The 21,247-nt window shown below is 66.0% G+C and carries 19 protein-coding genes; 8 read left to right on the top strand and 11 right to left on the bottom strand.

The window, feature by feature from the left end; translation table 11 throughout:
• The first annotated feature begins 26 nt into the window (after positions 1–26).
• Complete coding sequence (locus AC07X4_RS16350; protein WP_494740667.1) at positions 27–956, top strand: SMP-30/gluconolactonase/LRE family protein; 930 nt, start codon at positions 27–29, stop codon at positions 954–956.
• 48 nt (positions 957–1,004) lie between these two features.
• Here the strand turns inward: AC07X4_RS16350 and AC07X4_RS16345 are convergent, their stop codons facing one another.
• From AC07X4_RS16345 to pgi, 3 genes are all read right to left on the bottom strand, one after another.
• Positions 1,005–1,496: a GNAT family N-acetyltransferase gene (locus tag AC07X4_RS16345; protein WP_494740666.1), complete on the bottom strand. Its 492-nt coding sequence runs from the start codon at positions 1,494–1,496 to the stop codon at positions 1,005–1,007.
• A 70-nt stretch (positions 1,497–1,566) separates the two neighbouring features.
• Positions 1,567–2,808: an AGE family epimerase/isomerase gene (locus AC07X4_RS16340; protein WP_494740665.1), complete on the bottom strand. Its 1,242-nt coding sequence runs from the start codon at positions 2,806–2,808 to the stop codon at positions 1,567–1,569.
• A gap of 113 nt (positions 2,809–2,921) precedes the next feature.
• Positions 2,922–4,490, bottom strand: coding sequence for a glucose-6-phosphate isomerase (gene pgi / locus AC07X4_RS16335; RefSeq protein WP_494740664.1), 1,569 nt, complete (start codon positions 4,488–4,490; stop codon positions 2,922–2,924).
• Between the two features lie 176 nt (positions 4,491–4,666).
• Here pgi and zwf point away from each other — a divergent pair, with 176 nt between their 5' ends.
• The gene (zwf, locus tag AC07X4_RS16330) at positions 4,667–6,121 is read left to right on the top strand and encodes a glucose-6-phosphate dehydrogenase (protein ID WP_494740663.1); all 1,455 of its coding nucleotides are present in this window, start codon (positions 4,667–4,669) and stop codon (positions 6,119–6,121) included.
• 136 nt (positions 6,122–6,257) lie between these two features.
• Here the strand turns inward: zwf and AC07X4_RS16325 are convergent, their stop codons facing one another.
• Complete coding sequence (locus tag AC07X4_RS16325) at positions 6,258–7,169, bottom strand: helix-turn-helix domain-containing protein (RefSeq protein ID WP_116748983.1); 912 nt, start codon at positions 7,167–7,169, stop codon at positions 6,258–6,260.
• Positions 7,170–7,294: 125 nt separating this feature from the next.
• Here AC07X4_RS16325 and AC07X4_RS16320 point away from each other — a divergent pair, with 125 nt between their 5' ends.
• The 4 genes from AC07X4_RS16320 (at position 7,295) to AC07X4_RS16305 (ending at position 11,463) form a co-directional block, all read left to right on the top strand.
• Positions 7,295–8,161 (top strand): SDR family NAD(P)-dependent oxidoreductase, encoded by an 867-nt coding sequence (locus tag AC07X4_RS16320; RefSeq protein WP_056744064.1) that lies wholly within the window; start codon positions 7,295–7,297, stop codon positions 8,159–8,161.
• A 125-nt stretch (positions 8,162–8,286) separates the two neighbouring features.
• Positions 8,287–10,050, top strand: a complete 1,764-nt coding sequence (locus AC07X4_RS16315; RefSeq protein ID WP_494740662.1) for an FAD-dependent oxidoreductase — start codon at positions 8,287–8,289, stop codon at positions 10,048–10,050.
• The gene (locus AC07X4_RS16310; RefSeq protein ID WP_056744060.1) at positions 10,040–10,390 is read left to right on the top strand and encodes an NIPSNAP family protein; all 351 of its coding nucleotides are present in this window, start codon (positions 10,040–10,042) and stop codon (positions 10,388–10,390) included. Before AC07X4_RS16315 ends, AC07X4_RS16310 begins: the two co-directional genes overlap by 11 nt.
• A gap of 68 nt (positions 10,391–10,458) precedes the next feature.
• Positions 10,459–11,463, top strand: coding sequence for a tripartite tricarboxylate transporter substrate binding protein (locus tag AC07X4_RS16305; protein ID WP_056744059.1), 1,005 nt, complete (start codon positions 10,459–10,461; stop codon positions 11,461–11,463).
• A 31-nt stretch (positions 11,464–11,494) separates the two neighbouring features.
• On the opposite strand, the gene gloA2 is transcribed toward AC07X4_RS16305, so the two are convergent.
• From gloA2 to AC07X4_RS16270, 7 genes are all read right to left on the bottom strand, one after another.
• On the bottom strand, positions 11,495–11,914 hold the full coding sequence (gloA2, locus tag AC07X4_RS16300; RefSeq protein ID WP_494740661.1) for an SMU1112c/YaeR family gloxylase I-like metalloprotein: 420 nt from the start codon (positions 11,912–11,914) through the stop codon (positions 11,495–11,497).
• Entirely contained in the window at positions 11,911–12,888 is a 978-nt protein-coding gene (gene glk / locus AC07X4_RS16295; RefSeq protein ID WP_494740660.1) for a glucokinase, read from the bottom strand. Before glk ends, gloA2 begins: the two co-directional genes overlap by 4 nt.
• Before the next feature lie 273 nt (positions 12,889–13,161).
• The gene (locus AC07X4_RS16290) at positions 13,162–14,223 is read right to left on the bottom strand and encodes an ABC transporter ATP-binding protein (protein ID WP_056744052.1); all 1,062 of its coding nucleotides are present in this window, start codon (positions 14,221–14,223) and stop codon (positions 13,162–13,164) included.
• A gap of 3 nt (positions 14,224–14,226) precedes the next feature.
• Positions 14,227–15,096, bottom strand: coding sequence for a carbohydrate ABC transporter permease (locus tag AC07X4_RS16285; protein WP_121943766.1), 870 nt, complete (start codon positions 15,094–15,096; stop codon positions 14,227–14,229).
• Positions 15,086–15,964, bottom strand: coding sequence for a carbohydrate ABC transporter permease (locus AC07X4_RS16280; protein ID WP_015012611.1), 879 nt, complete (start codon positions 15,962–15,964; stop codon positions 15,086–15,088). Before AC07X4_RS16280 ends, AC07X4_RS16285 begins: the two co-directional genes overlap by 11 nt.
• Before the next feature lie 197 nt (positions 15,965–16,161).
• Positions 16,162–17,346, bottom strand: a complete 1,185-nt coding sequence (locus AC07X4_RS16275; protein ID WP_483189342.1) for a carbohydrate porin — start codon at positions 17,344–17,346, stop codon at positions 16,162–16,164.
• A gap of 57 nt (positions 17,347–17,403) precedes the next feature.
• Positions 17,404–18,654 (bottom strand): ABC transporter substrate-binding protein, encoded by a 1,251-nt coding sequence (locus tag AC07X4_RS16270; RefSeq protein ID WP_056058428.1) that lies wholly within the window; start codon positions 18,652–18,654, stop codon positions 17,404–17,406.
• Positions 18,655–18,828: 174 nt separating this feature from the next.
• Here AC07X4_RS16270 and AC07X4_RS16265 point away from each other — a divergent pair, with 174 nt between their 5' ends.
• Both AC07X4_RS16265 and AC07X4_RS16260 read left to right on the top strand, forming a co-directional pair.
• Positions 18,829–19,545, top strand: a complete 717-nt coding sequence (locus AC07X4_RS16265; protein WP_099731189.1) for a response regulator transcription factor — start codon at positions 18,829–18,831, stop codon at positions 19,543–19,545.
• 137 nt (positions 19,546–19,682) lie between these two features.
• On the top strand, positions 19,683–21,080 hold the full coding sequence (locus AC07X4_RS16260; protein ID WP_056744047.1) for a sensor histidine kinase: 1,398 nt from the start codon (positions 19,683–19,685) through the stop codon (positions 21,078–21,080).
• The last annotated feature ends 167 nt before the right edge of the window (positions 21,081–21,247 follow it).

The raw sequence follows: 21,247 nt of genomic DNA, 5'->3' as shown, positions 1-21,247 counted from the left end.
ACTCGATAACCACGCCAATTCAACCCATGTCCCTGCAAACCTTGCCCTTGCCGCCGTCCGAACTGGGTGAATCTCCCTTCTGGCACCCCACGGAAAAATCCCTTTACTGGTGTGACATTCAGGGACAAGCAGTGCACGCATGGCATCCTGCCAGCGGCCACCACCGGCAGTGGCACATGCCCAGCGAGCCCGGCTGCTGCGCCCCTGCGGCTGATGGGCGATTGGTAATCGGGTTACGAAACGGTTTCTATCTTCTGGACACTGCCAAGGACAGCGCAGACCCTACCGCCCTCACCTGCCTGGCCCTGTTGCCGCCCGAGCAGCATGACACCACAGTCCTGCGCCTGAACGACGGCCGCTGCGACACCGCAGGCCGTTTCTGGGCGGGCTCGGTCATCACGCCCCGCACCGCACCGAATGCGGCACTGTGGTGCCTGCAGGCCGACCCGGCCAGCTCCACAGGCTACCGCGTGCGCCACATGGCAGGCGACAACTTCACCGCGAATGGCCTGGCCTTCAGCCCCGACAACAGCACACTGTACTGGTCCAACACGCCGGAGCACCGCATCGACCAGTTCGACTTCAATGTGGCCACGGGCGAGGTCACCAACCGCCGCCCCTGGGTGCAGTTTGACCGCAAGGTGGAGGGCCAGCCCTACGGCGGGCGGCCCGATGGGGCTGCGGTGGATGTGGAAGGCAACTACTGGGTGGCGATGTACGAAGGCGCTTGTGTGTTGCAACTCTCGCCAGCAGGTGAGGTGCTGCAGCGCATTGCGGTGCCGGTGCAGTGCCCGACCATGGTGTGTCTGGGGGGGGAGGATTTGCGGACGTTGTTCATTACGTCGGCACGGGCGGGGAGGCCTCTTCAAGAACAGCAGGCAGCGGTTGCAGCAGGGTCGCTGTTCAGCATGCAGGTGGAAGTGGCTGGGCTGCCGGTGAATTTCTTCAAGGTGTGAAAAGCGACGAGTAACTGGTCACAGTGGGACACAAAGGCCAGCGCTCCATCACCAACCCGCCAACGCGCCGATCCCCTCGCGCACGATCCGATAGCTGAGGCGGTCACTGACCAACCTTGCACCCAGGCTCTCGTAAAACGCAATGCCCCGGGCGTTGGACGACTTGACCGACCAGTCGATGCGGCCACAGTGGTTGTCCAGCGCATATCGCGCCACCCATTGCATCAAAGCCAGGCCAATACCTTGGCTCCGATGGTGCGGAGAAACAAACAGCTCTTTGAGTACACACTGCCGCTGGTGGGCGGGCTCGGGCTCCACCAACGAATACACCAGGTAAATGGCCGCAAACCCCAACAACTCGCCGCCGAGTTCTGCCGTCACCAGTCGAATCTGAGAGTGCGGTCCGCACAGGTTGTCCAACAGGTGATTGCGCACAAGGACCCGGTCGAGCACCCGGCCCGGGTGGTAGTGATCATGCAGCGCGAGCAGCAAGTCCACCATCTGCTCCTGTTGCGCCGGGGTCAGCAAACCGACTTCCATGTTTCCTCTCCTGCTGGACCGGATGGTTCCGATGGGGTGAGCTTACGTCGACAGGGTGACTCGCTGTCGGTCAGCCCTTCTCAGCCCCCAGCCCCAACGCTCCCAACACGTCATAACACGCCCCCATGTTGTGATAGTCCACCTTCCCCGCATTGCTCTTCTCGCGGGTGGTGTTGCGGTTGTTGCGGTGCAGGATGCGAAACCACGCGCCATGTTCGTGGTCCACAAAGTGGGCCCAGCAGTAGGTCCAGATGCGGTCGTACCACTGCCAGTAGCGCGCGTCGCCCGTGCGCACGGCCAGCACCGCAGCGGCGGCCATGCTCTCGGCCTGCACCCAGTGGTATTTGCCGTCGTCGCAGATGCTGCCGTCGGGCGCCATGCCGTAGTACAGGCCGCCGTGTTCAGCATCCCAACCGCGCTCCACAGCGGTGTTGAACAGGCGCTGCGCGCAGGGTAAATGCCAGTCGGCGGGCAGCGAGGCATCGAGTTGCAGCAACAGCTTGGCCCATTCGGTCTGGTGGCCGACTTGGTAGCCCCAGGGGCGGAAGATGTTGCTGCAGTCGTGGCGGTTGTAGTCCCAGTCCACGGACCAGTCGGCGTGGAAATGCTCCCACACCCAACCTTCGGCAGCGGCGGCACTGGCGGCGGTGGACAACGCGGCTTGCCGCTGGCAGATGCCTTGCGCGAGTTGTTCGGCACGCTCGATGTAGTGGCGCTCGCCCGTAGCGCGGAAGGCCGAGATCATGGCCTCGCAGGCGTGCATGTTGGCGTTCTGGCCCCGGTAGCTGGTGAGTTGCCAATCGGGGCTGGCTTCGTCGGCATACAGGCCTGCGGCGGGTTGCCAGAAGTGCTGTTCGGCGGTATCAAAGGCCTGGGCCAGCCACTCGCGGGCTTCGGGCACTCCGGCCTCGTAAGCGCGGGCATACGCCAGCATCACAAAGGCCATGCCGTAGCAGTGGCGCGTGGCATCTTGCACGGTGGTGCGGACATCCTGCCAGTCGATCAGCCAGGCGTAGCCGCCCGTGGCGGGGTCAAGGAACGCAGTGCGCAGGAACGCTAGCGCGTGCCACATGCCCGCCTGATAACGCGCCTCCCCCGTGGTGCGGTAGAGCATGGCGTGCGTGACCACAAAACGGGTAGCGCTGACGAGATGGCGGGTGTGCGTGTTGTAAACCGTGCCGTCGTCCAGAAAAAAGTGGAACTGCCCGCCGCTCGCGTCCGTGGCCACGGGGGCGTAGAACGCCATGGTGTCACGCAGATGCTGGCGCAAAAAGGCTGCGGAGCGGAAGTCCGGATAGGGCGGAATCGCCATGGGGAGTGTCTCCTGATGCGTTAGCTGTCGACCAGAAACTGTGCCGGCTTCTGCCAGCAGGGCGCCCGGTCTTCCGCCAGAGCGACCCCGAGGACTTTGCTGTGCCGTGAAGGTCAGGCAGGGCTGCGCAGCAAGCCCAGCAGGCCAGCGGTGGAGCCATCGAGCCCCGCCACATCACCGCTCTCCAGCCGGGCCTCCAGGTCCTTGGCCAGCACCTTGCCCAACTCCACGCCCCACTGGTCAAAGCTGTTGATGCCCCACAGGCTGCCGCTCACAAACACGCGGTGCTCCTGCAGTGCAATCAGCGCGCCCAGCGATGTGGGGGTGAGTGATTCGAGCAGCATCAGGGTGCTGGGGCGGTTGCCCGGAAAGTGCCGGTGGCCGTCGTCGCTGGCCTTGCCCACCATCAGCGCCTGCGTTTGCGCCAGGGCGTTTGCCAGCAGCTTTTGCTGGTGACCGGGCAGCGGGTGCGAGGCCTTGCGCACGGCCACGATCTCCAGCGGCAGCACATCGGCGCCCTGGTGCAGCATCTGGAAGAACGCATGCTGGCCGTTGGTGCCGGGCTCGCCCCACAGCACGGGCGATGTGACGCAGGCCAGCGTGCTGCCGTCTTGCGCCACGCGCTTGCCGTTGCTCTCCATCTCCAGCTGCTGCAGGTAGGCCGAGTAACGCCCCAGCGCGGCGTGATACGGCGCGATGCAGCGGCTGGTGAAGCCGTGGAAATTGCGGTACCAGACATCGAGCAGACCCAGGCGCACCGGCAGGTTCTGCGCCAGCGGTGCGGTCCGGAAATGCTCGTCCATGGCGTGCGCGCCCGCAAGGAAATCTCGGAAGCCTTGGGCACCGATCGCGATGGCAATCGGCAGGCCAATGGCCGACCACAGCGAGTAGCGGCCGCCCACCCAGTCCCAGAAGCCGAAGGTGGTGGTGATGCCGAGGGCCGCTGCGGCCTCGATGTTGGTGGTGAGCGCCGCAAAGTGGCGGGCCACATCGCGCCCGCCCTGGGCACCAAACCACGCCAGTGCCGAGCGCGCGTTGGTCATGGTCTCGGCCGTGGTGAAGGTCTTGGACGCGACCAGGAACAGCGTGCTCTCGGGCCGCAGGCCCTTGAGCACGTGGTGCAGCTCGTGCCCGTCCACGTTTGACACAAAGTGAAAGCGCTTGCTGGGGATGCGGAACTCTTCGAGCGCGCGCACGGCCATGTGCGGACCCAGGTCCGACCCGCCGATGCCAATGTTCACCACGTCGGTGATGGCGGCATCGCTGCGCACCTTCTCGGCGTAATGCAGCATGGCATCAAGCGTGTGGTGCACGTCGGCCAGGCGCTGTGCGGTCTCGGGCACATCACCGGGCAGGGCCACGCCTGCAGGGCGGCGCAGCAGCGTGTGCAGCACGGCGCGGTTTTCGGTGGTGTTGATGGCCTCGCCTGCAAACATCGCATCGCGGTGTTGCACCAGGCCGCAGTCGCGGGCCAGATCCAGCAGCAGGGCTTCGGTATCGCGGTCCCACAGGTTCTTGGACAGGTCAGCAAACACATGCGGAGCCGACTGGCTGAAGGCTGCAAACCGCTGTGCATCCTGCGCAAACGCGTGGCGCATGTCCAGGTGCTGGCCTTGGGAGACGTAGTGGGCGGCCAACTGGGGCCACAGCGCAGACTGGTCGCAACGGAGAGGCATGGTCATCAAACGGGTAAGGTGAAAAAAGCGCCGAGATAGTAACTTGATTACACGACAAAGTGGCCTATTAACAGGTTCTTTTGGGTTACAAGCAGTAGATACAAGGCACTCCTCTTTAGAAAATCATGTAACGTGATTACAATCCCACGCAACAAAACGAACCACCCCATCACGGAGACACCATGAGTTTTGACCTCGTCCTGTTCGGCGGCACCGGCGACCTCGCCTGGCGCAAGCTCATGCCCGCATTGTTTCAGGCCTTTCGGCATGGCACGCTGCCTGAGGGGGGACGCATCATCGCGGTGGCACGTGATGACCTGAGCGACGAACAATACCGCAGCCTGATCCAGTCGCGGTTCGACAGCGTGGAGCTGGCCAAGCGCCCCAGCCCGGACGAGTTTGCACGCTTCGCCGCGCTGCTGCACTACCTGCGCATGGACTTGTCCAAAACCCAGGACTACGAGCGCCTGGCCGAGACGCTGAAGGCGCGCGGAGCCGACTCGGTGGTGATGTATGTGGCCACTGCACCCAGCCTGTTCACCAATGTGTGTGAGCAGATCGCCGCCGTGGGCCTGAACGGCCCCACCACCCGTGTGGTGCTGGAAAAGCCCCTGGGCCACGACCTGCAGTCCAACCGCGCGATCAACGACACGCTGCGCCGCGTGCTCAAGGAAGAGCAGGTCTTCCGCATCGACCACTACCTGGGCAAGCCGTCCGTCCAGAACCTGTTTGCGCTGCGTTTTGGCAACGCGCTGTTCGAGCCCCTGTGGCGCCGCGAAACCATTGCCAACATCCAGATCACGATTGCCGAGGAGCTGGGCGTGGAGTCGCGCGGCGCGTTCTACGACCAGACCGGCGCACTGCGCGACATGGTGCAGAACCACGCGCTGCAGCTCTTGTGCGCGATCGGCATGGAGCCCCCCATCAACTCCAGCGCCAACGCGATCCGCGACGAAAAGCTCAAGGTGCTGCAGTCGCTCAAGCCATGGACGCTGGAGACCATCGGCCAGCACGTGATCCGTGGGCAGTACGCGGCCGGCAACCACCAGGGCCAGCCCGTGCCGGGCTACGCGCAAGAGAAAGGCGTGGCCGCCAGCAGCGCCACCGAAACCTTCGTGGCGCTGCGCACCGAGATCAGCAACTGGCGCTGGGCGGGCGTGCCGTTCTACATCCGCACCGGCAAGCGGCTGGCGGGGCGCGATGCGCACATCGTCATCAACTTCCGCCCCGTTCCCCACCCCATCTTCAAGACGCCCGCAGGCGCCGCCAACCGGCTGGTGATCAATTTGCAGCCCAAGGACGGACTGGAGCTGCACCTGATGGCGCAGGGCGCCGCCCAGCACCAGACCGAGCCCGCGCTGTCGCAGGTGCACCTGAACCTGGACTTTGACCAGCGCTTTGGCACCGAGCGCGTGGGTGCCTACGAGCGCCTGCTGCTCGATGTGATTGCAGGCCGCCTGAACCTGTTCGTGCGCAGCGACGAACAAGAAGAAGCCTGGCGCTGGGTGGAACCCATCCTGCAGTACTGGAAGAACGACCCGGCAGGCCCCCGCCCCTATCCGGCGGGCAGCTGGGGCCCGCGTGCCGCGAGCGCGATGATTGCGCGCGATGGGTATTGCTGGAGCGAAGAGATGTGAGGCCGGCGGCCGCCCCGTCTCGGCTTCTCTTTTCACCGTCACCACCCGCCAATCCGGCGTGGCCCATCCTGCGCCCGACGCACCGGGGCTAGTTGATACCCCTCGCAGAGCCCCGTAGACAGGCGCTTGGCGCGCACTACGCACCCGCCAGCTGCGCCCGGGCTTCGCGCCTGAAATCAGTGGGACGTTGGCCGGTGCGCTTCTTGAAGAAGCGTCCGAAGTAGGCCTCATCCTCAAAGCCCAGTTCGGCCGCAATCTGCTTGACCGAGAGGGATGAATACACCAGCTCCCGCTGGGCCTCATGCACCACGCGGGCGTTGACCACCTCCTGGGCGGAGACCCCCAGCACCTCGCGGCACAGCCGCGAAAGCTGCCCCACAGAGATCCCGAGCGCATCCGCGTAAGCGTGCACCGGTGTGTGCTGGCGCACGTTCGTGTCCAGCAGGGCGCGAAACCGCTCGATCTGCACCGCCTTGCGCGAAGGCACCGCCTCGGGCAGCGCTGCTGAAGTCTGCGCCAGGCGGGCAATCTGCACGAACAGCGCCACCAGCAGGGGCATGCCTGCAGCGCGTACACCGCCGTCCACATGGGCCTCCTGCCCGATCACCTCGAACAGGGGCTGCAGCGCCTGGGCATGGCGCCCCGCCGGATCCACTGGCAGTACCAGGGGGCGGCGGATGTGCTCCAGCAACTCCGGTGCCGCCAGCGCGGCCAGTGACTCCAGGGGCTTTTGCGCAGCCGTGATCACCGGGCCGTCCGTGCCCGGGTGAAAGCTGAACCCATGCACGGTGCGCGCAGGCACCACCACCAGGCACGGAGGATGCAGCGGCCAGCGTTTGCCATCCATCAGCGCGCTACCGCCTTCACCGCCTGCCGTCAGGTACAGCACCTGAATCAGCCCTTCGTGAAAGTGCAGGTCGATCTCCCAGCCAAACAGGCTGGAGCGCTCCGGCACCCGCTCCAGATGCACCAGATCGGCCCAGGCAGGCGCGGCGTCCTGCGTGCCGTAGAGCGCGAACTGGCGCACGGTGCCGGGTTCGGTTCTCATGGTTTCTACCCATCCTTTATTGCCATCAATGCACGAATTGTCCTGCTCATGGCCCGGTTTGTCGATTGAGGAAGGAGGCATGTTGCGGGATGCTTCAACCCATCACAACAAGGAGACAGCAGCCCATGAACCACAGCGACAACCGCATCGCCCCCGATGACTTTTCTCCTGCGCAAGGCGCTGACTGGCTGGGCCTGAAGGGGCGCGTCTGCGTGGTCACCGGCGCGGGCAGCGGCATCGGAGCGGCTATTGCAGAGTCATTGGCAGCGGTAGGAGCGCGGGTAGCCCTGGTGGACCGCGACGGCGATGCGGCCCGGCAGATGGCCACTCGACTGGACACACAGGGAGGCCATGCACTCGCCGTGGCCTGCGACATCACCGACGAAAGTGCCGTGTCCGCCGCAGCTGCGCAAGTGCGCGAAAGCCTGGGGCCCGCCGCCGTGCTGATCAACAACGCGGGCCTGCTTCGTCCGGGCAGCCTCGACAGCGTATCGCTGGCCGACTGGAATGCCGTGCTGGCCGTCAACCTCACGGGTTACCTGCTGTGCTCGCGGGCCTTTGGGCAGGACATGCTGCATGCGGGCCGGGGTTCACTGGTGCATGTGGCCTCGGTATCGGCCCTGCACCCGCAGACCGCCAGCGGCGCCTACAGCGCCAGCAAGGCGGGGGTGCTTCTGCTGTCGCGCCAGTTGGCAGCCGAGTGGGGCCCCCGGGGCGTGCGCAGCAACGCCATCTGCCCCGGGATGATCCGCACCGCGCTGTCTGCCCGCTTCTATGAGGAGCCAGGTTTCGAGGCGCGGCGCGCAGCAGCCACGGCCAGCCGCCGCGTCGGCGAGCCCCGGGATATTGCCGAACCCGCGCTGTTCCTCGCCAGCGACCGATCGGCCTACATGAACGGCGCAGAGCTGCTGGTCGATGGCGGCCTGGGCTGCATGTTGATGGACATGGTGCCGCGCCCGGGCTTCAACCGCACACCGGCCCCAGCCACCTGACGCGCACCGCCCCGCACGGCGCCCCTCACCAGAACCCACGCACCAAGCGCCACCGGTGCAGGCCGCCGCATGGGCAATGCCCGGCGCCCCCTGCACATACGCCCCCTCAACAAGGAGACTGCAACATGAACCCTGCCAACCCTTCCTCCAGCCAGGAACTGACATGCGACCTGCTGGTCGTGGGCTCCGGCGCCGGCGGCCTGTCCACCGCCATTACGGCCAGGAAACACGGACTGGATGTCATCGTGATCGAAAAGGCAACCTGCTTCGGTGGCACCACTGCCTTCTCAGGCGGGGTGCTCTGGATACCCGGCAACACGCAATGCGCCGCCCCGGACACCCGCGAGGCCATGCGCACCTACATGAACGACCAGACGGGGCCGTTCTACCAAGCCGACGCGGTCGATGCCTTCCTGGACCATGCGCCCGAGATGGTGGCCTGGTTCGAGCGCGAGACCGCCGTGCGCTTCGTGCCCACGCTCTACCCCGATTACCACCCCGATGCACCAGGGGGCGCCGCCATCGGCCGCTCCATCCTGGCCGCGCCCTATGACGCGAGCCAGCTGGGGCCCGAGCTGGCAAGGCTGCGCCCGCCGCTGTCCACCATCACCTTCGTGGGCATGATGTTCAACTCGTCGAACGCCGACCTCAAGCATTTCTTCCGCGCCACCAAATCGGTGGTATCGGCTGCCTATGTGGCACGGCGCCTGGGGGGCCACCTGCTGGATCTGCTGCGCTACCGGCGGGGCGTGCAGGTGACCAGTGGCAATGCCCTGGCTGCGCGCCTGGCCAAGACGTGCTTCGACCTCGGCATTCCGATCCACACCGAGGCCGAAGCCCTCGAGTTGCTGCAGGCGGGCGACCGCGTGACCGGTGCACGCGTTCAGACGCCCCGGGGCCAGCTGCGCATCAACGCCCGCCGGGGCGTGGTGCTGGCCTGCGGCGGCTACCCCCACGATGTGGCCCGCATCACCCAGCGCTACCCGCACCTGGCGAGCGGTGGCGAGCACCTCTCGCCTGTGCCCGCAGAGAACACCGGCGATGGCCTGCGCCTGGGTGCGCAGGTCGGTGGGCAAGTGGATGAGCGCTTTGACGGCGTGGGCGCAGCCGCCTGGATGCCGGTGTCGCGCGTGCCCCTGAGCCAAGGCCGCACGGGGGTGTTTCCGCACCTGCTGGACCGCTACAAGCCCGGCATCATCGGGGTGCTGCGCAACGGGCGGCGTTTCACCAACGAGTCCCACTCGTACCACGACGTGGGCGCTGCCATGATCGAGGCCTGCCGCGACCAGCGCGAGACCGCCATGTGGCTGCTGTGTGACCAGGCCACGCTGTCCAAATACGGTCTGGGCTATGCCAAGCCCGCGCCCATGCCCGTGGGCGGCCTGATTCGCAAGGGCTATCTCTTCAAGGGCCGCACGCTGGCCGACCTGGCCCAGGCCGCTGGCATCGACCCCGAGGGGCTGGAAGCCACCGTGCGCGAGTACAACGCTGGCGCGCGCACCGGCGAGGACCGCCAGTTCGGGCGCGGCACCACGGCCTTCAACCGCTACCTGGCCGACCCCGACCAGCAGCCCAACCCTTGCGTGGCCCCTATTGGTGCCGGCCCTTACTACGCCGTCAAGGTCGTCATGGGCGACCTGGGCACCTTCGAGGGCCTGCGCACCACCACCGAAGGCCAGGTGCTGCGTGCCGACGGGCAGGCCGTACCCGGGCTGTACGCCGTGGGCAACGACCGCACCAGCATCATGGGCGGCAACTACCCTGGTGCCGGCATCACGCTGGGGCCGGCCATGACCTTTGGCTGGATCACCGGCCGCCACGTGGCGGGCGCATGGCCGCCAGGCGAGCGCACAGCGCCCACCCGCAAGGAGGCCTGCCATGCCGCATGAGCCCTTGGCCAAGCCCCTGGTGGACCACCGCATCTACACCATCCGCCTGCGCAAGATGGGCGAGTTCCTGGAGGTGTTCAACCGCATGGCCATGCCCGTGCTGATGGACACGCTGGCACACCCCGTGGGGTTTTACGTCAGCCAGGTCGGCCCCTTGAACCAGTTCGTGCACCTGTGGGCCTACGAAGACCTGGCCGACTACGAGCGCCGCTGCCAAGCCCGCGACAGCCACCCAGCGTTTCCCGCCTACCTGGCAGCGTCCGAGCACCTGATCGTGGCGCAGGAAACGCGCCTTGTCCGCGCAACGCCCATGCCGGGCTGGAGGACGCACCAGCCCTGAAGCAACAACACCCGCCCTGCCCCATTGCGCCCACCAGCCACCACAGACAACATCAACGGAGACAAACCATGCACATCCCATCCCTTCGCACCTTCATCACCCGTCGCAACCTGCTGCTGCGCGCCAGCGCCGCAGCCTGCCTGGCCGCCACCACGGGCGCCAGCCTGGCCCAGCCCCCAGCGTGGCCGAGCAAGCCCATCCGGCTGGTCGTGGGCTTTCCGGCCGGCGGTACCACCGACGTGATGGCCCGCGTCGCAGGCGCGGCGCTGAGCAAGTCGCTCGGCCAGCCCGTCGTGGTGGACAACAAGCCGGGGGCCAGCGGCAACCTGGGCGTGATGGAAACCAGCAAGGCCGCACCCGATGGCCACACGCTGATGGTGGCCCCCATCTCGGTGCAGACGGCCAACCCCTTCCTGTTCAAGCCTGCACTGAACCCCGAGCGCGACCTGCGCCCCGTGGCCAGCCTGGGCTACGCCCAGCTCTACCTCGTGGCCAAGAAGGGGCTGCCCGTGCAAAGCGCCAACGACCTGGTGGCCATGGCCAAGGCGGCGCCTGGCAAGCTCAGCTATGCCTCCGGGGGGGCTGGCACCCAGATGCACCTGGTGGGCGAACTCTTCAAGCAGCAGGCGGGATTTGACGCCGTGCATGTGCCCTACCGGGGCGCGGCACCGGCGCTGCAGGACATCCTGGCCGGGCAGGTGGACTACTACTTCGACCCGGCCACCGGCTTCCAGCACATCCGCGAAGGCCGCGCACGACTGCTGGCCGTGACGGGCACCAAGCGCTCGGCCTTCTTCCCGGAGGCCCCCACCCTGACCGAGCTGGGCATCAAGGGCGTAGAGCTGGGCAACTGGTTTGGCGTGTTTGCGCCCGCAGGCACGCCCAGCGACATCGTGAACCGACTGGCCAGCGAGATCGCCAAGGCGGTCGCCCTGCCGGAGGTGAAAAGCCGCTTTGCCGACCTGGGGGCCGAACCCATCGTCCAGGACGCCACCACCTTCCAGCAGACCATCGGGGCGGAAACGCAGCTCCTGTCAGCGCTCATCAAGGAACGCCGCATCGCCGTGGACTGAGCGCAGGACAACGAAGGAGAACCTGCGCTGGTCAGGCCGGCCCGACCAGCTCGATCGGCAACCCGTCCGGGTCGGCAAAAAAGGTGAACAGCGCCCCGGTGAACGGGTCCGTGCGCACCGGCTCCACGGCCACGCCATGTGCCGCCAGGGCAGCTACGCTGGCCGCCATGTCGGCCACGCACAGGGCCAGGTGGCGCAGGCCACAGGCCTCTGGGTAGGACAGGCGCGCAGGCGGTTCAGGAAAGGAAAACAGCTCGATCTGTGTGCCATCGGGCAGTTGCAGGTCGAGCTTGTACGACTGCCGCTCGGCGCGGTAGTGCTCGTGCACCACCTGCAAGCCCAGCACCTCGGTGTAGAAGCGGCGGGAGCGGGCGTAGTCGCTGGCGATGATGGCCACGTGGTGCACACCGGTGGGCCGGAGCGTGGGCGGTGGTGCGCTGTTGCTGCTCATGCGTCCGAACCCGCAATGTCCAGCGCGCGCGATGCGCCAAAAAGCGCGGGCGTGGCGCTGGGGTCGATGACCCAGCAGGGAATGGTCGCCAGATAGGACTGGAAGCGCCCTTTGGATTCAAACCGTGCGCGGAACGGGGACTGGTCAAACCACGTGCCCAGTCGCGGCACCATGCCGCCGCCCAGGTACACACCACCGCGTGCACCCAGCGTTAGCGCCAGGTTGCCCGCCACACTGCCCAGAAAGCCGCAGAACAGCTCCAGCGCCTCCAGCGCCAGCGGGTCGTTGGCCTGCAGCGCCAGCTCGGTCACCTGTGCGGCGGAGCTGACTTCCTTGCCACCGCGCTGGGCCAGCCGACGCAGCGCGTGGTACAGGTCCACCAGCCCGGCGCCACACACGGCACGTTCGGCCGACACATGGCCGTAGCGCTCTTGCAGAATGCCCAACACATCGAACTCGCGCTGGGTCTGCGCGGCCAGCGTGACATGGCCGCCCTCGCCGGACAGCGGCACCCCCAGGCTGGAGCCGGGCGGAAACACCAGGCCCGACACCCCCAGGCCCGTGCCCGGGCCCAGCAGCGCAATCGCAGCGCCCGGCACGGCCACACCGCCGCCCACGGGGCGCAGCTGCTCGGGCGTGAGCAGGGGCAGCGCCAGCGCGAGTGCGGTGAAGTCGTTGATGACCACCAGCCGCTCAAAACCAAACGCCTCGCGCACTGCGCGCTGCGAAAAGCTCCAGCTGTGGTTGGTCATGCGGATCGCGTCGCCCGTGACCGGGTTGGCGATGCCAAACGCCGCCTCGCGCGGGGTGGCAATGCCCACTTCGGCCAGGTAGGCCGCCAGTGCGGCGTCCACCGTGGGGAACTGTGCGCAGGGCAGCACACGGGTGTCGTGCAGGGGGCCATCGGGCTGGTCTTGCCAGGCCAGGCGAATGTTGGTGCCGCCAATGTCGGCCAGCAGGCGCAGGGGTGTCATGCGGTGTTTTTAAGCAAAAACAGCTGCTAGCGCTAGTAGAACATGCGCTAACAGCTATTGTTTCAATAGCAACTAGTGGGCTGTCCCGCAAATAGCTGCACGAAATGAAATCGATGACATCGCGCCCAGAGCAAGGCGCAAACCGCAGTGATAGCCGTCGCTATCGCGAGGATTTGCAACGCAGCCCTGGGGGTGAGGACGCGATTTCATGTGCAGCTATTTGCGGGACAGCACACTACATGCAACGATCCGGCGGCACTTGCGCCGCGCGGCTCACGCCAGCCGATTCTCGCTGCTGGCGTCAAACCAGTGGGCGTTGGCGGGCTCTACCGCCAGGCCCACGGCGTCGCCGGGCTGCACGCGGGTCTGGGCGTCGGTGCGCAGCGTGACGCTGCCTGCGGCCGTGTCCACCATCACATAGGTGTCGGGGCCCGTGGGCTCCACCACGCTGACGCGGCCGCGCCACGGGGCCGTCTCCTGCATCACTAGGTGCTCGGGGCGCACGCCCAGCAGCACCTCGTTGGCACTGGCGGGGGCTGCCAGGTTCAACGCTGCGCCCTGGATGCCAAACTGCCCCCCCGTGGCCGCACCGCGCAGCAGGTTCATGGTGGGCGAGCCGATGAAGGTCGCCACATAGGTGTTGGCCGGGCGGTTGTAGATGTCGTCCGGCGTGCCCAGCTGCTGCACCACACCGCCCTTCATCACCGCGATGCGCGAGCCCAGCGTCATGGCCTCGACCTGGTCGTGCGTGACGTACACGCTGGTGATGCCGCTGGCCTGGTGCAGGCGCTTGATTTCGGCGCGCATCTCCACGCGCAGCTTGGCGTCCAGGTTGGACAGCGGCTCGTCGAACAGGAACAGCTGCGGCTGGCGCGCCAGCGCCCGCCCCATGGCCACACGCTGGCGCTGGCCGCCCGAGAGCTGGCTGGGCCGGCGGTCCAGCAGGTGGCTGATCTGCAGCATGGCGGCCACTTCGTCGATGCGCTTTTGGCGCTCGGCCTTGGGCATCTTGCGCATCTCCAGCGCAAAGCCGATGTTGTCGGCCACGCTCAGCGTGGGGTACAGCGCATAGCTCTGAAACACCATGGCGATGTCGCGGTCGCGCGGGGGCATGCCCACCACGTTCTTGCCGCCAATGCGGATCTCGCCCTCAGTGGGTTCATCGAGCCCCGCAATGATGTTGAGCAGCGTGGACTTGCCGCAGCCCGAGGGGCCGACGAGGATGAGGAACTCGCCGGGCGCAACGTGGATGTCCACCTTGCGCAGCACTTCCACGCTCTTGTCGCCCTTGCCAAAGCGCTTGTTGATGCCTGCAATGTCGAGTGATGACGCCATGATTTATCCCTTCACCGCGCCGGCCGTCAGCCCGCGCACAAAAAATTTACCCGCCAGCACATAGATCACCATCGTGGGCAGGCCCGCGATGATGGCGGCCGCCATGTCTACGTTGTACGCCTTCACGCTGCTGCTGGTGTTGGCCAGGTTGTTCAGGCCCACGGTGATGGGCTTGGACTCGGTGCCCGAGAACACCACGCCGAACAGAAAGTCGTTCCAGATGTTGGTGAACTGCCAGATCAGCGTGACCATCACGATGGGCGTGGACAGCGGCAGCACGATGCGCCAGAAGATCTGCCAGAAGCTTGCGCCGTCCATGCGTGCGGCGTTCACCAGCTCCCTGGGGATGGCCGCGTAGTAGTTGCGAAAGAACAGCGTGGTACCCGCCAGCCCGGCCAGGCAGTGCACCAGCACCAGCCCGGTGATGGAGCTGGACAGCCCCAGCCAGCCCAGCACCTGGCTCATGGGCAGCAGCACGACCTGGAAGGGCATGAACACGCCAAACAGCAGCAGGCCAAACAAGGTGTCGCTGCCGCGAAACTTCCACAGGCTCAGCACATAGCCGTTGAGCGCGCCCCACACGGTGGAGATCAGCACCGCAGGCACGGCCATGGCCACCGAGTTCCAGAAAAACGGGCGCAGTCCGTTGCAGTCCACGCCCGTGCAGGCGCTCTGCCAGGCCGTGCCCCAGGCCGACCAATTCAGCGCCGCGGGCAGTGCCAGCAGCGAGGTGCTGCGGATCTCCTCGGCGTCCTTGAACGAGGTGACCAGCATGGCGTACAGCGGCAGCAGAAAGAACGCGGTGGCCAGGGCCAGCACGCCATAGACCAGCAGGCGGCCCACGGACGGAAACACAGAGGGCTTAGCGGTCATGGGGTTTGCTCCGCAGTTCGCTGTAAAGGTAAGGAATCACCAGGGCCGCCACGGTGGCCAGCATCATGGTGGCGCTGGCCGCGCCCAGGCCAATCTGCCCGCGCGAGAACGACATGGTGTACATGAAGGTGGCGGGCACATCGGTGGCAAAACCGGGGCCACCCGCGGTCAGCGCCATCACCAGGTCAAAGCTCTTGATGGCCAGGTGCGACAGCACCATGAGCGTGGAGAAAAACACCGGCCGCAGCGCGGGCAGCACGATGCGCCAGTAGATGCGCGGCAGCGAGGCACCATCGACCTGCGCGGCCTTGATGATGCTGTCGTCAATGCCGCGCAGCCCGGCCAGGAACAGCGCCATGGCAAACCCGGCGCTTTGCCAGATGCCGGCGATGACCACGCAGTAGATCGCCATCTCGGTGTCCACCAGCCAGCCAAATTCAAAGTTCGTGAAGCCCCAGTCGCGCACCATCTTTTCGATGCCCAGGCCGGGGTTCAGCAGCCACTTCCAGGCCGTGCCGGTCACCACGAACGACAGCGCCATGGGGTACAGGTAGATGGTGCGCAGCGCGCCCTCGGCGCGGATCTTCTGGTCCAGCAGCACGGCCAGCACCACACCAATCACCAGCGATCCGCCCACATAGCCCACGCCAAAAATGCCCAGGTTCTTCAGGGCGACCCACCAGCGGTCCATCTCCCACAGGCGCTCGTACTGCGCCAGGCCCGCCCATTCGTAGTTGGGCAGCATGCGCGATGCGGTGAGGCTGAGCACGCCGTTCCACACCATGAGGCCATAGATGAAGGCAAACCCCAGCACAAACGCCGGGGTCACCACCAGCCTGGGCAGCCAGGTTTCAAAGGAATTCTTCATTGCTTGCGAATCTCTCTTGCGTACGCACTGCACACGCTGCGCGCGCGGTACGCGGTGTCTCGATCAGTCACTGAATCACCGTTTCACTCATTCACACATCCACTTTGTGTCACATGAAAAAAGGGGGGTGCGCACAGAGCACCCCCCAATGAACAAAGTGTCTACCTCAAACTAACTCGCTACTCACTCTCTCCCTCTTACCACCACACCTCGTACTGCACGCCCACCAGCGTGCGCGAGGTCTTTCCATTGGCGCCAAAGGTGCCTGCGTTGGCCACCGCCGCCGCCTGGTTCCAGTTGGCCTTGGTCACATACAGACGCAGCTCAGGACGCGACCAGAAGTCTTCATTCAGTGCCAGGGCACCCGCCAGCGTGACCTTGGACAGGCGCTGGTCCGGACCACTGCCCTTGCGGGTGGTGGTGGACAACTCCACCAGGCCCTTGAAGTTCTTGGTGAACGCGTACGAGCCACGGCCGCCCAGCGAGAAGTCCTTGGTCTCCACGCCGGTCAGGTCAGCCTTGTTGGTCTGGTAGCCAATGAGGGCCTGGCCGCCAAACGGGCCGCTTTGCCAGTTGATGGAGTCGGCAATGCGGGTGGCGCGCTTGCCTGCCCTGGTGCCCTCGATGGCCTCGAACTCCCCGTCGATGCGGGCATGGCCGCGCGATGTCTGCAAATACAGCGTGTTGCTGATGCTGGGCAGCAGGAACTCCTTTTGCGTGTGCATCAACGAGATGCCGGAGCCGGAGCCGCCGCCCACCTGGTTCTTGCCGCCCACGGCGGTCAGCAACACCCGCAGCTTGCCGCCGGGGTTGGTGTTGATCTCGGACAGGTCGGCGTTGATGCGGTGCGCCTTCACGTTGTTGGGCAGGCCGCCGTCAAACTTGTCGCCGGAGAACACGCCCACGCCCAGCTTCATGCCGCCCACAGGCACGTCGGTCACACCAGCGCCGATGTTGTCGCCGTAGTTCAGCAGGAAGTAGTCGACGATGTGCACGTCCTGGATCCGCAGGCGGCGCTGGCCGACCCAGAACTTGGCTTCGGGCGAGAACGAGAAGCCGCTCATTTCCACAAACGCCTGTTCGGTGCTGATGTCGCCACTGCCCCACTTGGCGGGCATGTAGTTCACCTTCCAGTTGATGCCACCGGCCTCGAAGCCCTTGGCAAAGTTGACTTCGATGCCGTTGTCGCCTTCGTTGCCCAGGCGGTATTTCTGCAGCTCGCCGCCCAGCGTCAGGTTGCCCTTGACGCCGTCGGAGTGGTTGAACACCGGGCCACCGCGGGAGTAGCCGTTGAACTCAAAGCCTGCTACGTCCATAGCAAAGGCGCCATTCGCGCATGCGGCGGCCAAAGCCACCGCCGTGAGGCGGTTTCTTGTCTTCATGATGGGATCCCTCTGGGGTTGGTTTTAGTGCGTGCGGGTGCGTGTGTCGTACACGGCTTACTTGGTCTTCGCGGCGGCCGCGATCTTCTTCATGGCGTCGGCGACGCTCACCTTGTCGTCGTTCCAGAACTGGCTGACGACATCCTTGATCGCCCCTTCGGTGGCAGGCGCAATCGCCATGCCATGTGCCACGCTGGGCACCAGGCCACCGCTCTTGGCAGTGTCGGCAAAGTCTTTGCTGGACAGCTTGGCGCAGTCGTCAAACTTGTCCATCTTCTGTCCGGTGCGCACAGGGATCGAGCCCTTGTTGAGGTTGAACACCTCCTGGAACTCAGGGCTCATGATGGAGCTGGCCAAGTCGCTCTGCGCCTTCTGCGCTGCTGCGTCCTTGAGCTTGAACAGGATGAACGAGTCCACGTTGAAGGTGAACGCGTTGGCCGTGCCCGGTGCCGCTGCGCACTGGAAGTCCTTGCCCGGCGCCTTGTTGGCCGCGATGAACTCACCTTTGGCCCAGTCACCCATCAGCTGGAAGCCCGCCTTGCCCTGGATGAGCATGGCCGTGGCCAGGTTCCAGTCGCGGCCGGGAGCGCCCGGGTCGGTGTAGGTTTTGATGCGGCGGAAGGTCTCCAGAGACTTCTTCATGGTGTCGCTGTTGATGGCCTTGTCGTCCAGTTTGACCAGTGCGTCCTGGTAGAACTTGGCACCGCCCACGCCCAGCACCACGGATTCAAAGGTCGTGAAGTCCTGCCAGTTCTGGCCGCCATGGGCAACGGGGACCAGGCCTGCGGCCTTGAGCTTGTCGGCAGCGGCAAAGAACTCGTCCCAGGTCTTGGGCATGCTGGCAACGCCAGCCTTCTTCAGCGCATCGGAGCTGGCCCACAGCCAGTTCACGCGGTGCACGTTGACCGGGGCAGCCACGTAGCTGCCCTTGTACTTCATCACGTCGGCGACCACCTTGGGCAGCACGTCGTCCCACTTCTCGGTCTTGGCCAGCGCATCGACATTGGCCAGCACGCCTTCGGACGCCCATTCCTGGATGGCCGGGCCCTTGACCTGGGCGGCCGAGGGCGGGTTGCCCGAGATCACGCGGCTCTTGAGCACCGTCATGGCGCTGTCGCCACCGCCGCCAGCCACGGCAAAGTCGCGCCAGGTGTGGCCCTTGGACTGCATGATCTTCTTGAGCTCGGCAGCCGACTTGGCCTCGCCGCCCGATGTCCAGTAGTGCAGGACCTCGACCTCCCCCGCGCTGGCAGACATCGCGGCCGCCAGGCCCACCGCCAGTGCGGCGATCTTTGTCATCTTCCACATACCCTTGTCTCCTCGACGTTGTTTTCAGAACCCGTTGCTGCGCCGTGATACCGGTGCCGTTCAGCGCAGTCGGTACTTTAATTACAATAATTAATTTAATTCTCAGGGCTTTCCCTGAGAGTCGCAGCGGCCCCACAGAGGGCCCGTTGCAGGGGCCTTTGTTATGCTCAATCCATGGCCACGATACTGATTGTCGAAGACGACGCCCTCCTGCTCGACGCTCTCACCGGCCAGCTCAAGCAACTCGATTACAGCGTCTGCACCGCCAGCAGCGTGGCGCAGGCCATGGCGCTTTTGCAGACGCAGGCGGTGGACGGCATCATCCTGGACCTGGGCCTGCCCGGCGCCGACGGCATGGAGCTGCTGACCTGGGCCCGCGCGCACATTGCCGGCCTGCCCGTGCTGATCCTCACCGCCCGCGATGGCGTCGACGACCGCGTGCTGGGCCTGAACGCCGGGGCCGACGACTACATCACCAAGCCCTTCAACATGCAGGAGCTGCAGGCCCGCCTGCAGGCCATGCTGCGCCGCGCGCGCCAGCCCGCCTTCACCCAGGCCAGCAGCGCTGCGGGCGCCGTCAGCACCACCATCGGCCCCCTGGTGCTGGACCACGCCAGCCATGCCGCGGCCCTGAACGGTGACCTGCTGGAGCTGACCCAGCGTGAGTGGGAGCTGCTGGAGCTGCTGGCCCACCGCTGTGGCGAAGTCGTCACGCGCGACGACGTGCTGGCCGCCTGGCGCGCCAGCCCGCCCGAGCCCGGCCAGACTGCCGCCCCGCTGAACTCCAATGCACTGGAGGTGTATGTGCACCGCCTGCGCAAGAAGCTCGACCAGTCCAACCTGGTGATCCGCAATATCCGGGGGCTGGGGTACATGCTGAACAAGCCATGAAGCCCCCCCTGAGATGCTGCGCATCTTCCCCCCGTGGGGGGGACGCCGCCAGCGCGGCGGGGCGGCCCTTGCGCGGCGGCACTGGCCTTGGTCGCGCCAGTTGCAAGACGCGCGCCGTTTAATTTTTACGGCCATTCATGCGTCACGTCCCGGGTGTTTCTCTTCAACGCAAGCTGCTGCTGTGGCTGCTGCTGCCGCAGCTGGTGCTGTGGTTGTCGGGTGGGTTTCTGGCGTGGCGCATTGCGCTGCAGAACGGCGAGAAGGGCATTGACCAGACGCTGACCCAGTCGGTGCGGGCGCTGGCGCGGCAGATCAAGCCGATTGGCGATGGGCTGCTGGTGGACTTTCCAAAGGCCGCGCAGGACATCCTGGAGCAGGACCCGGCCGACCGCATCACCTACATGGTGTCGTCCCCGCCCGGCCGCTTTTTGCTGGGCAACGCGCAGCTGCCGCCACCGCCCGCCCAGGTTGATGTGGCGGTGGGCGAAGCGTTTTTGTACCAGGCACGGGTGGATGACAAACCGGTGCGCGTGGCCTTGCTGGATGTGGACTACGGCACCGCCTCCACCCGCCAGCGCCTGCGCGTGCAGGTGGCCCAGAGCCTCACGGTGCGCGAGCGCATTGCGCAGGAACTGCTGGAGCGCATGGTGTTCCCCATGGGCCTGATGGGCCTGGCCCTGAGCGCCGTGGTGTACGCCGGCGTGCTGCGCGGCCTGCAGCCCTTGAAGCGCCTGGAGGCGCAAATTGAGCGCGCAGGCGCGCAGCCCCACACGGGCACCACGCCGCTGCCGCCCATCGAGCTGACCTCTGCACCGCAGGAAGTGCATTCGCTGGCCAGCACCATCAACCGCCTGCTGGAGACCGTGGCGCGTGGCCAGCAAAAGGAAAAGCGGTTTCTGAACGACGCTGCCCACCAGCTGCGCACGCCGCTCGCAGGCCTGATCGGCCAGACCGAGTTGGCCCTGCACGAAAGCCACGAACCCGCAGTGCAGGCCCGCCTGCAAAAGGTGCTGTCGGCCGCGCAACGCAGCGCGCACCTGGTGCACCAGCTGCTGCAGCTGGCGCGCTCGGAGTCGAACGTGGAGATGCAGTCCATCGACCTCGCCGCCCTGGCCCGCGAGGTGGCCCGCGAATGGGCCGCCCGCGCCCTGGCCCAGGGCATGGACCTGGGCTACGAGGGCGTGGACCACCTGCCCGCGCAGGGCCACCCGCTGCTGCTGCGCGAGGCGTTGAACAACCTCATCGACAACGCGCTGCACTACGCGGGCCCCGGCGCCACGGTGACGGTGCGCGTGGGCCATGAAGAGCCCGGGCATTGGGCGCTGCTGGTAGTGGAGGACGACGGCCCAGGCGTGCCGGCGGAGCATCTGGGCGATCTGTTTGCGCGGTTCTGGCGCGGGTCGGACAAGGCGGGCGGCTGTGGGCTGGGGCTATCGATAGTCGAAGAGATCGCGCTGCGGCACGGGGGGCGGACAGTGGCGGAAGGGGTGGTGCCGAAGGGGTTGCGGGTGGGGATGCGGCTGCCTGCGGGGTGAGTTTCTGGTTTTTTTGGCCGGGTGCGCTAGTGCTTCATGCCTTGGCAGCTATGATTTTTATAGTGAACTCCATCACGTCTGGGCTGAAGAGGGGGTGCGGACGAAAACTTGGACTACTAGAAGGTAGTTCATGTATTCCTACGAAGACCGAATCCGAGCCGTTGAGC

The sequence above is a fragment of the Acidovorax sp. GW460-11-11-14-LB4 genome (assembly GCF_059423685.1).
The sequence above is the reverse complement of the archived record's forward strand: the minus strand, read 5'-3'. Positions and strand labels throughout refer to the sequence as shown.

Coding starts and splice junctions, on each gene's coding strand:
- AC07X4_RS16350 (WP_494740667.1), top strand. CDS start 27: ATGTCCCTGCAAACCTTGCCCTTGCCGCCGTCCGAACTGGGTGAATCT.
- AC07X4_RS16345 (WP_494740666.1), bottom strand. CDS start 1,496: ATGGAAGTCGGTTTGCTGACCCCGGCGCAACAGGAGCAGATGGTGGAC.
- AC07X4_RS16340 (WP_494740665.1), bottom strand. CDS start 2,808: ATGGCGATTCCGCCCTATCCGGACTTCCGCTCCGCAGCCTTTTTGCGC.
- pgi (WP_494740664.1), bottom strand. CDS start 4,490: ATGACCATGCCTCTCCGTTGCGACCAGTCTGCGCTGTGGCCCCAGTTG.
- zwf (WP_494740663.1), top strand. CDS start 4,667: ATGAGTTTTGACCTCGTCCTGTTCGGCGGCACCGGCGACCTCGCCTGG.
- AC07X4_RS16325 (WP_116748983.1), bottom strand. CDS start 7,169: ATGAGAACCGAACCCGGCACCGTGCGCCAGTTCGCGCTCTACGGCACG.
- AC07X4_RS16320 (WP_056744064.1), top strand. CDS start 7,295: ATGAACCACAGCGACAACCGCATCGCCCCCGATGACTTTTCTCCTGCG.
- AC07X4_RS16315 (WP_494740662.1), top strand. CDS start 8,287: ATGAACCCTGCCAACCCTTCCTCCAGCCAGGAACTGACATGCGACCTG.
- AC07X4_RS16310 (WP_056744060.1), top strand. CDS start 10,040: ATGCCGCATGAGCCCTTGGCCAAGCCCCTGGTGGACCACCGCATCTAC.
- AC07X4_RS16305 (WP_056744059.1), top strand. CDS start 10,459: ATGCACATCCCATCCCTTCGCACCTTCATCACCCGTCGCAACCTGCTG.
- gloA2 (WP_494740661.1), bottom strand. CDS start 11,914: ATGAGCAGCAACAGCGCACCACCGCCCACGCTCCGGCCCACCGGTGTG.
- glk (WP_494740660.1), bottom strand. CDS start 12,888: ATGACACCCCTGCGCCTGCTGGCCGACATTGGCGGCACCAACATTCGC.
- AC07X4_RS16290 (WP_056744052.1), bottom strand. CDS start 14,223: ATGGCGTCATCACTCGACATTGCAGGCATCAACAAGCGCTTTGGCAAG.
- AC07X4_RS16285 (WP_121943766.1), bottom strand. CDS start 15,096: ATGACCGCTAAGCCCTCTGTGTTTCCGTCCGTGGGCCGCCTGCTGGTC.
- AC07X4_RS16280 (WP_015012611.1), bottom strand. CDS start 15,964: ATGAAGAATTCCTTTGAAACCTGGCTGCCCAGGCTGGTGGTGACCCCG.
- AC07X4_RS16275 (WP_483189342.1), bottom strand. CDS start 17,346: ATGAAGACAAGAAACCGCCTCACGGCGGTGGCTTTGGCCGCCGCATGC.
- AC07X4_RS16270 (WP_056058428.1), bottom strand. CDS start 18,654: ATGTGGAAGATGACAAAGATCGCCGCACTGGCGGTGGGCCTGGCGGCC.
- AC07X4_RS16265 (WP_099731189.1), top strand. CDS start 18,829: ATGGCCACGATACTGATTGTCGAAGACGACGCCCTCCTGCTCGACGCT.
- AC07X4_RS16260 (WP_056744047.1), top strand. CDS start 19,683: ATGCGTCACGTCCCGGGTGTTTCTCTTCAACGCAAGCTGCTGCTGTGG.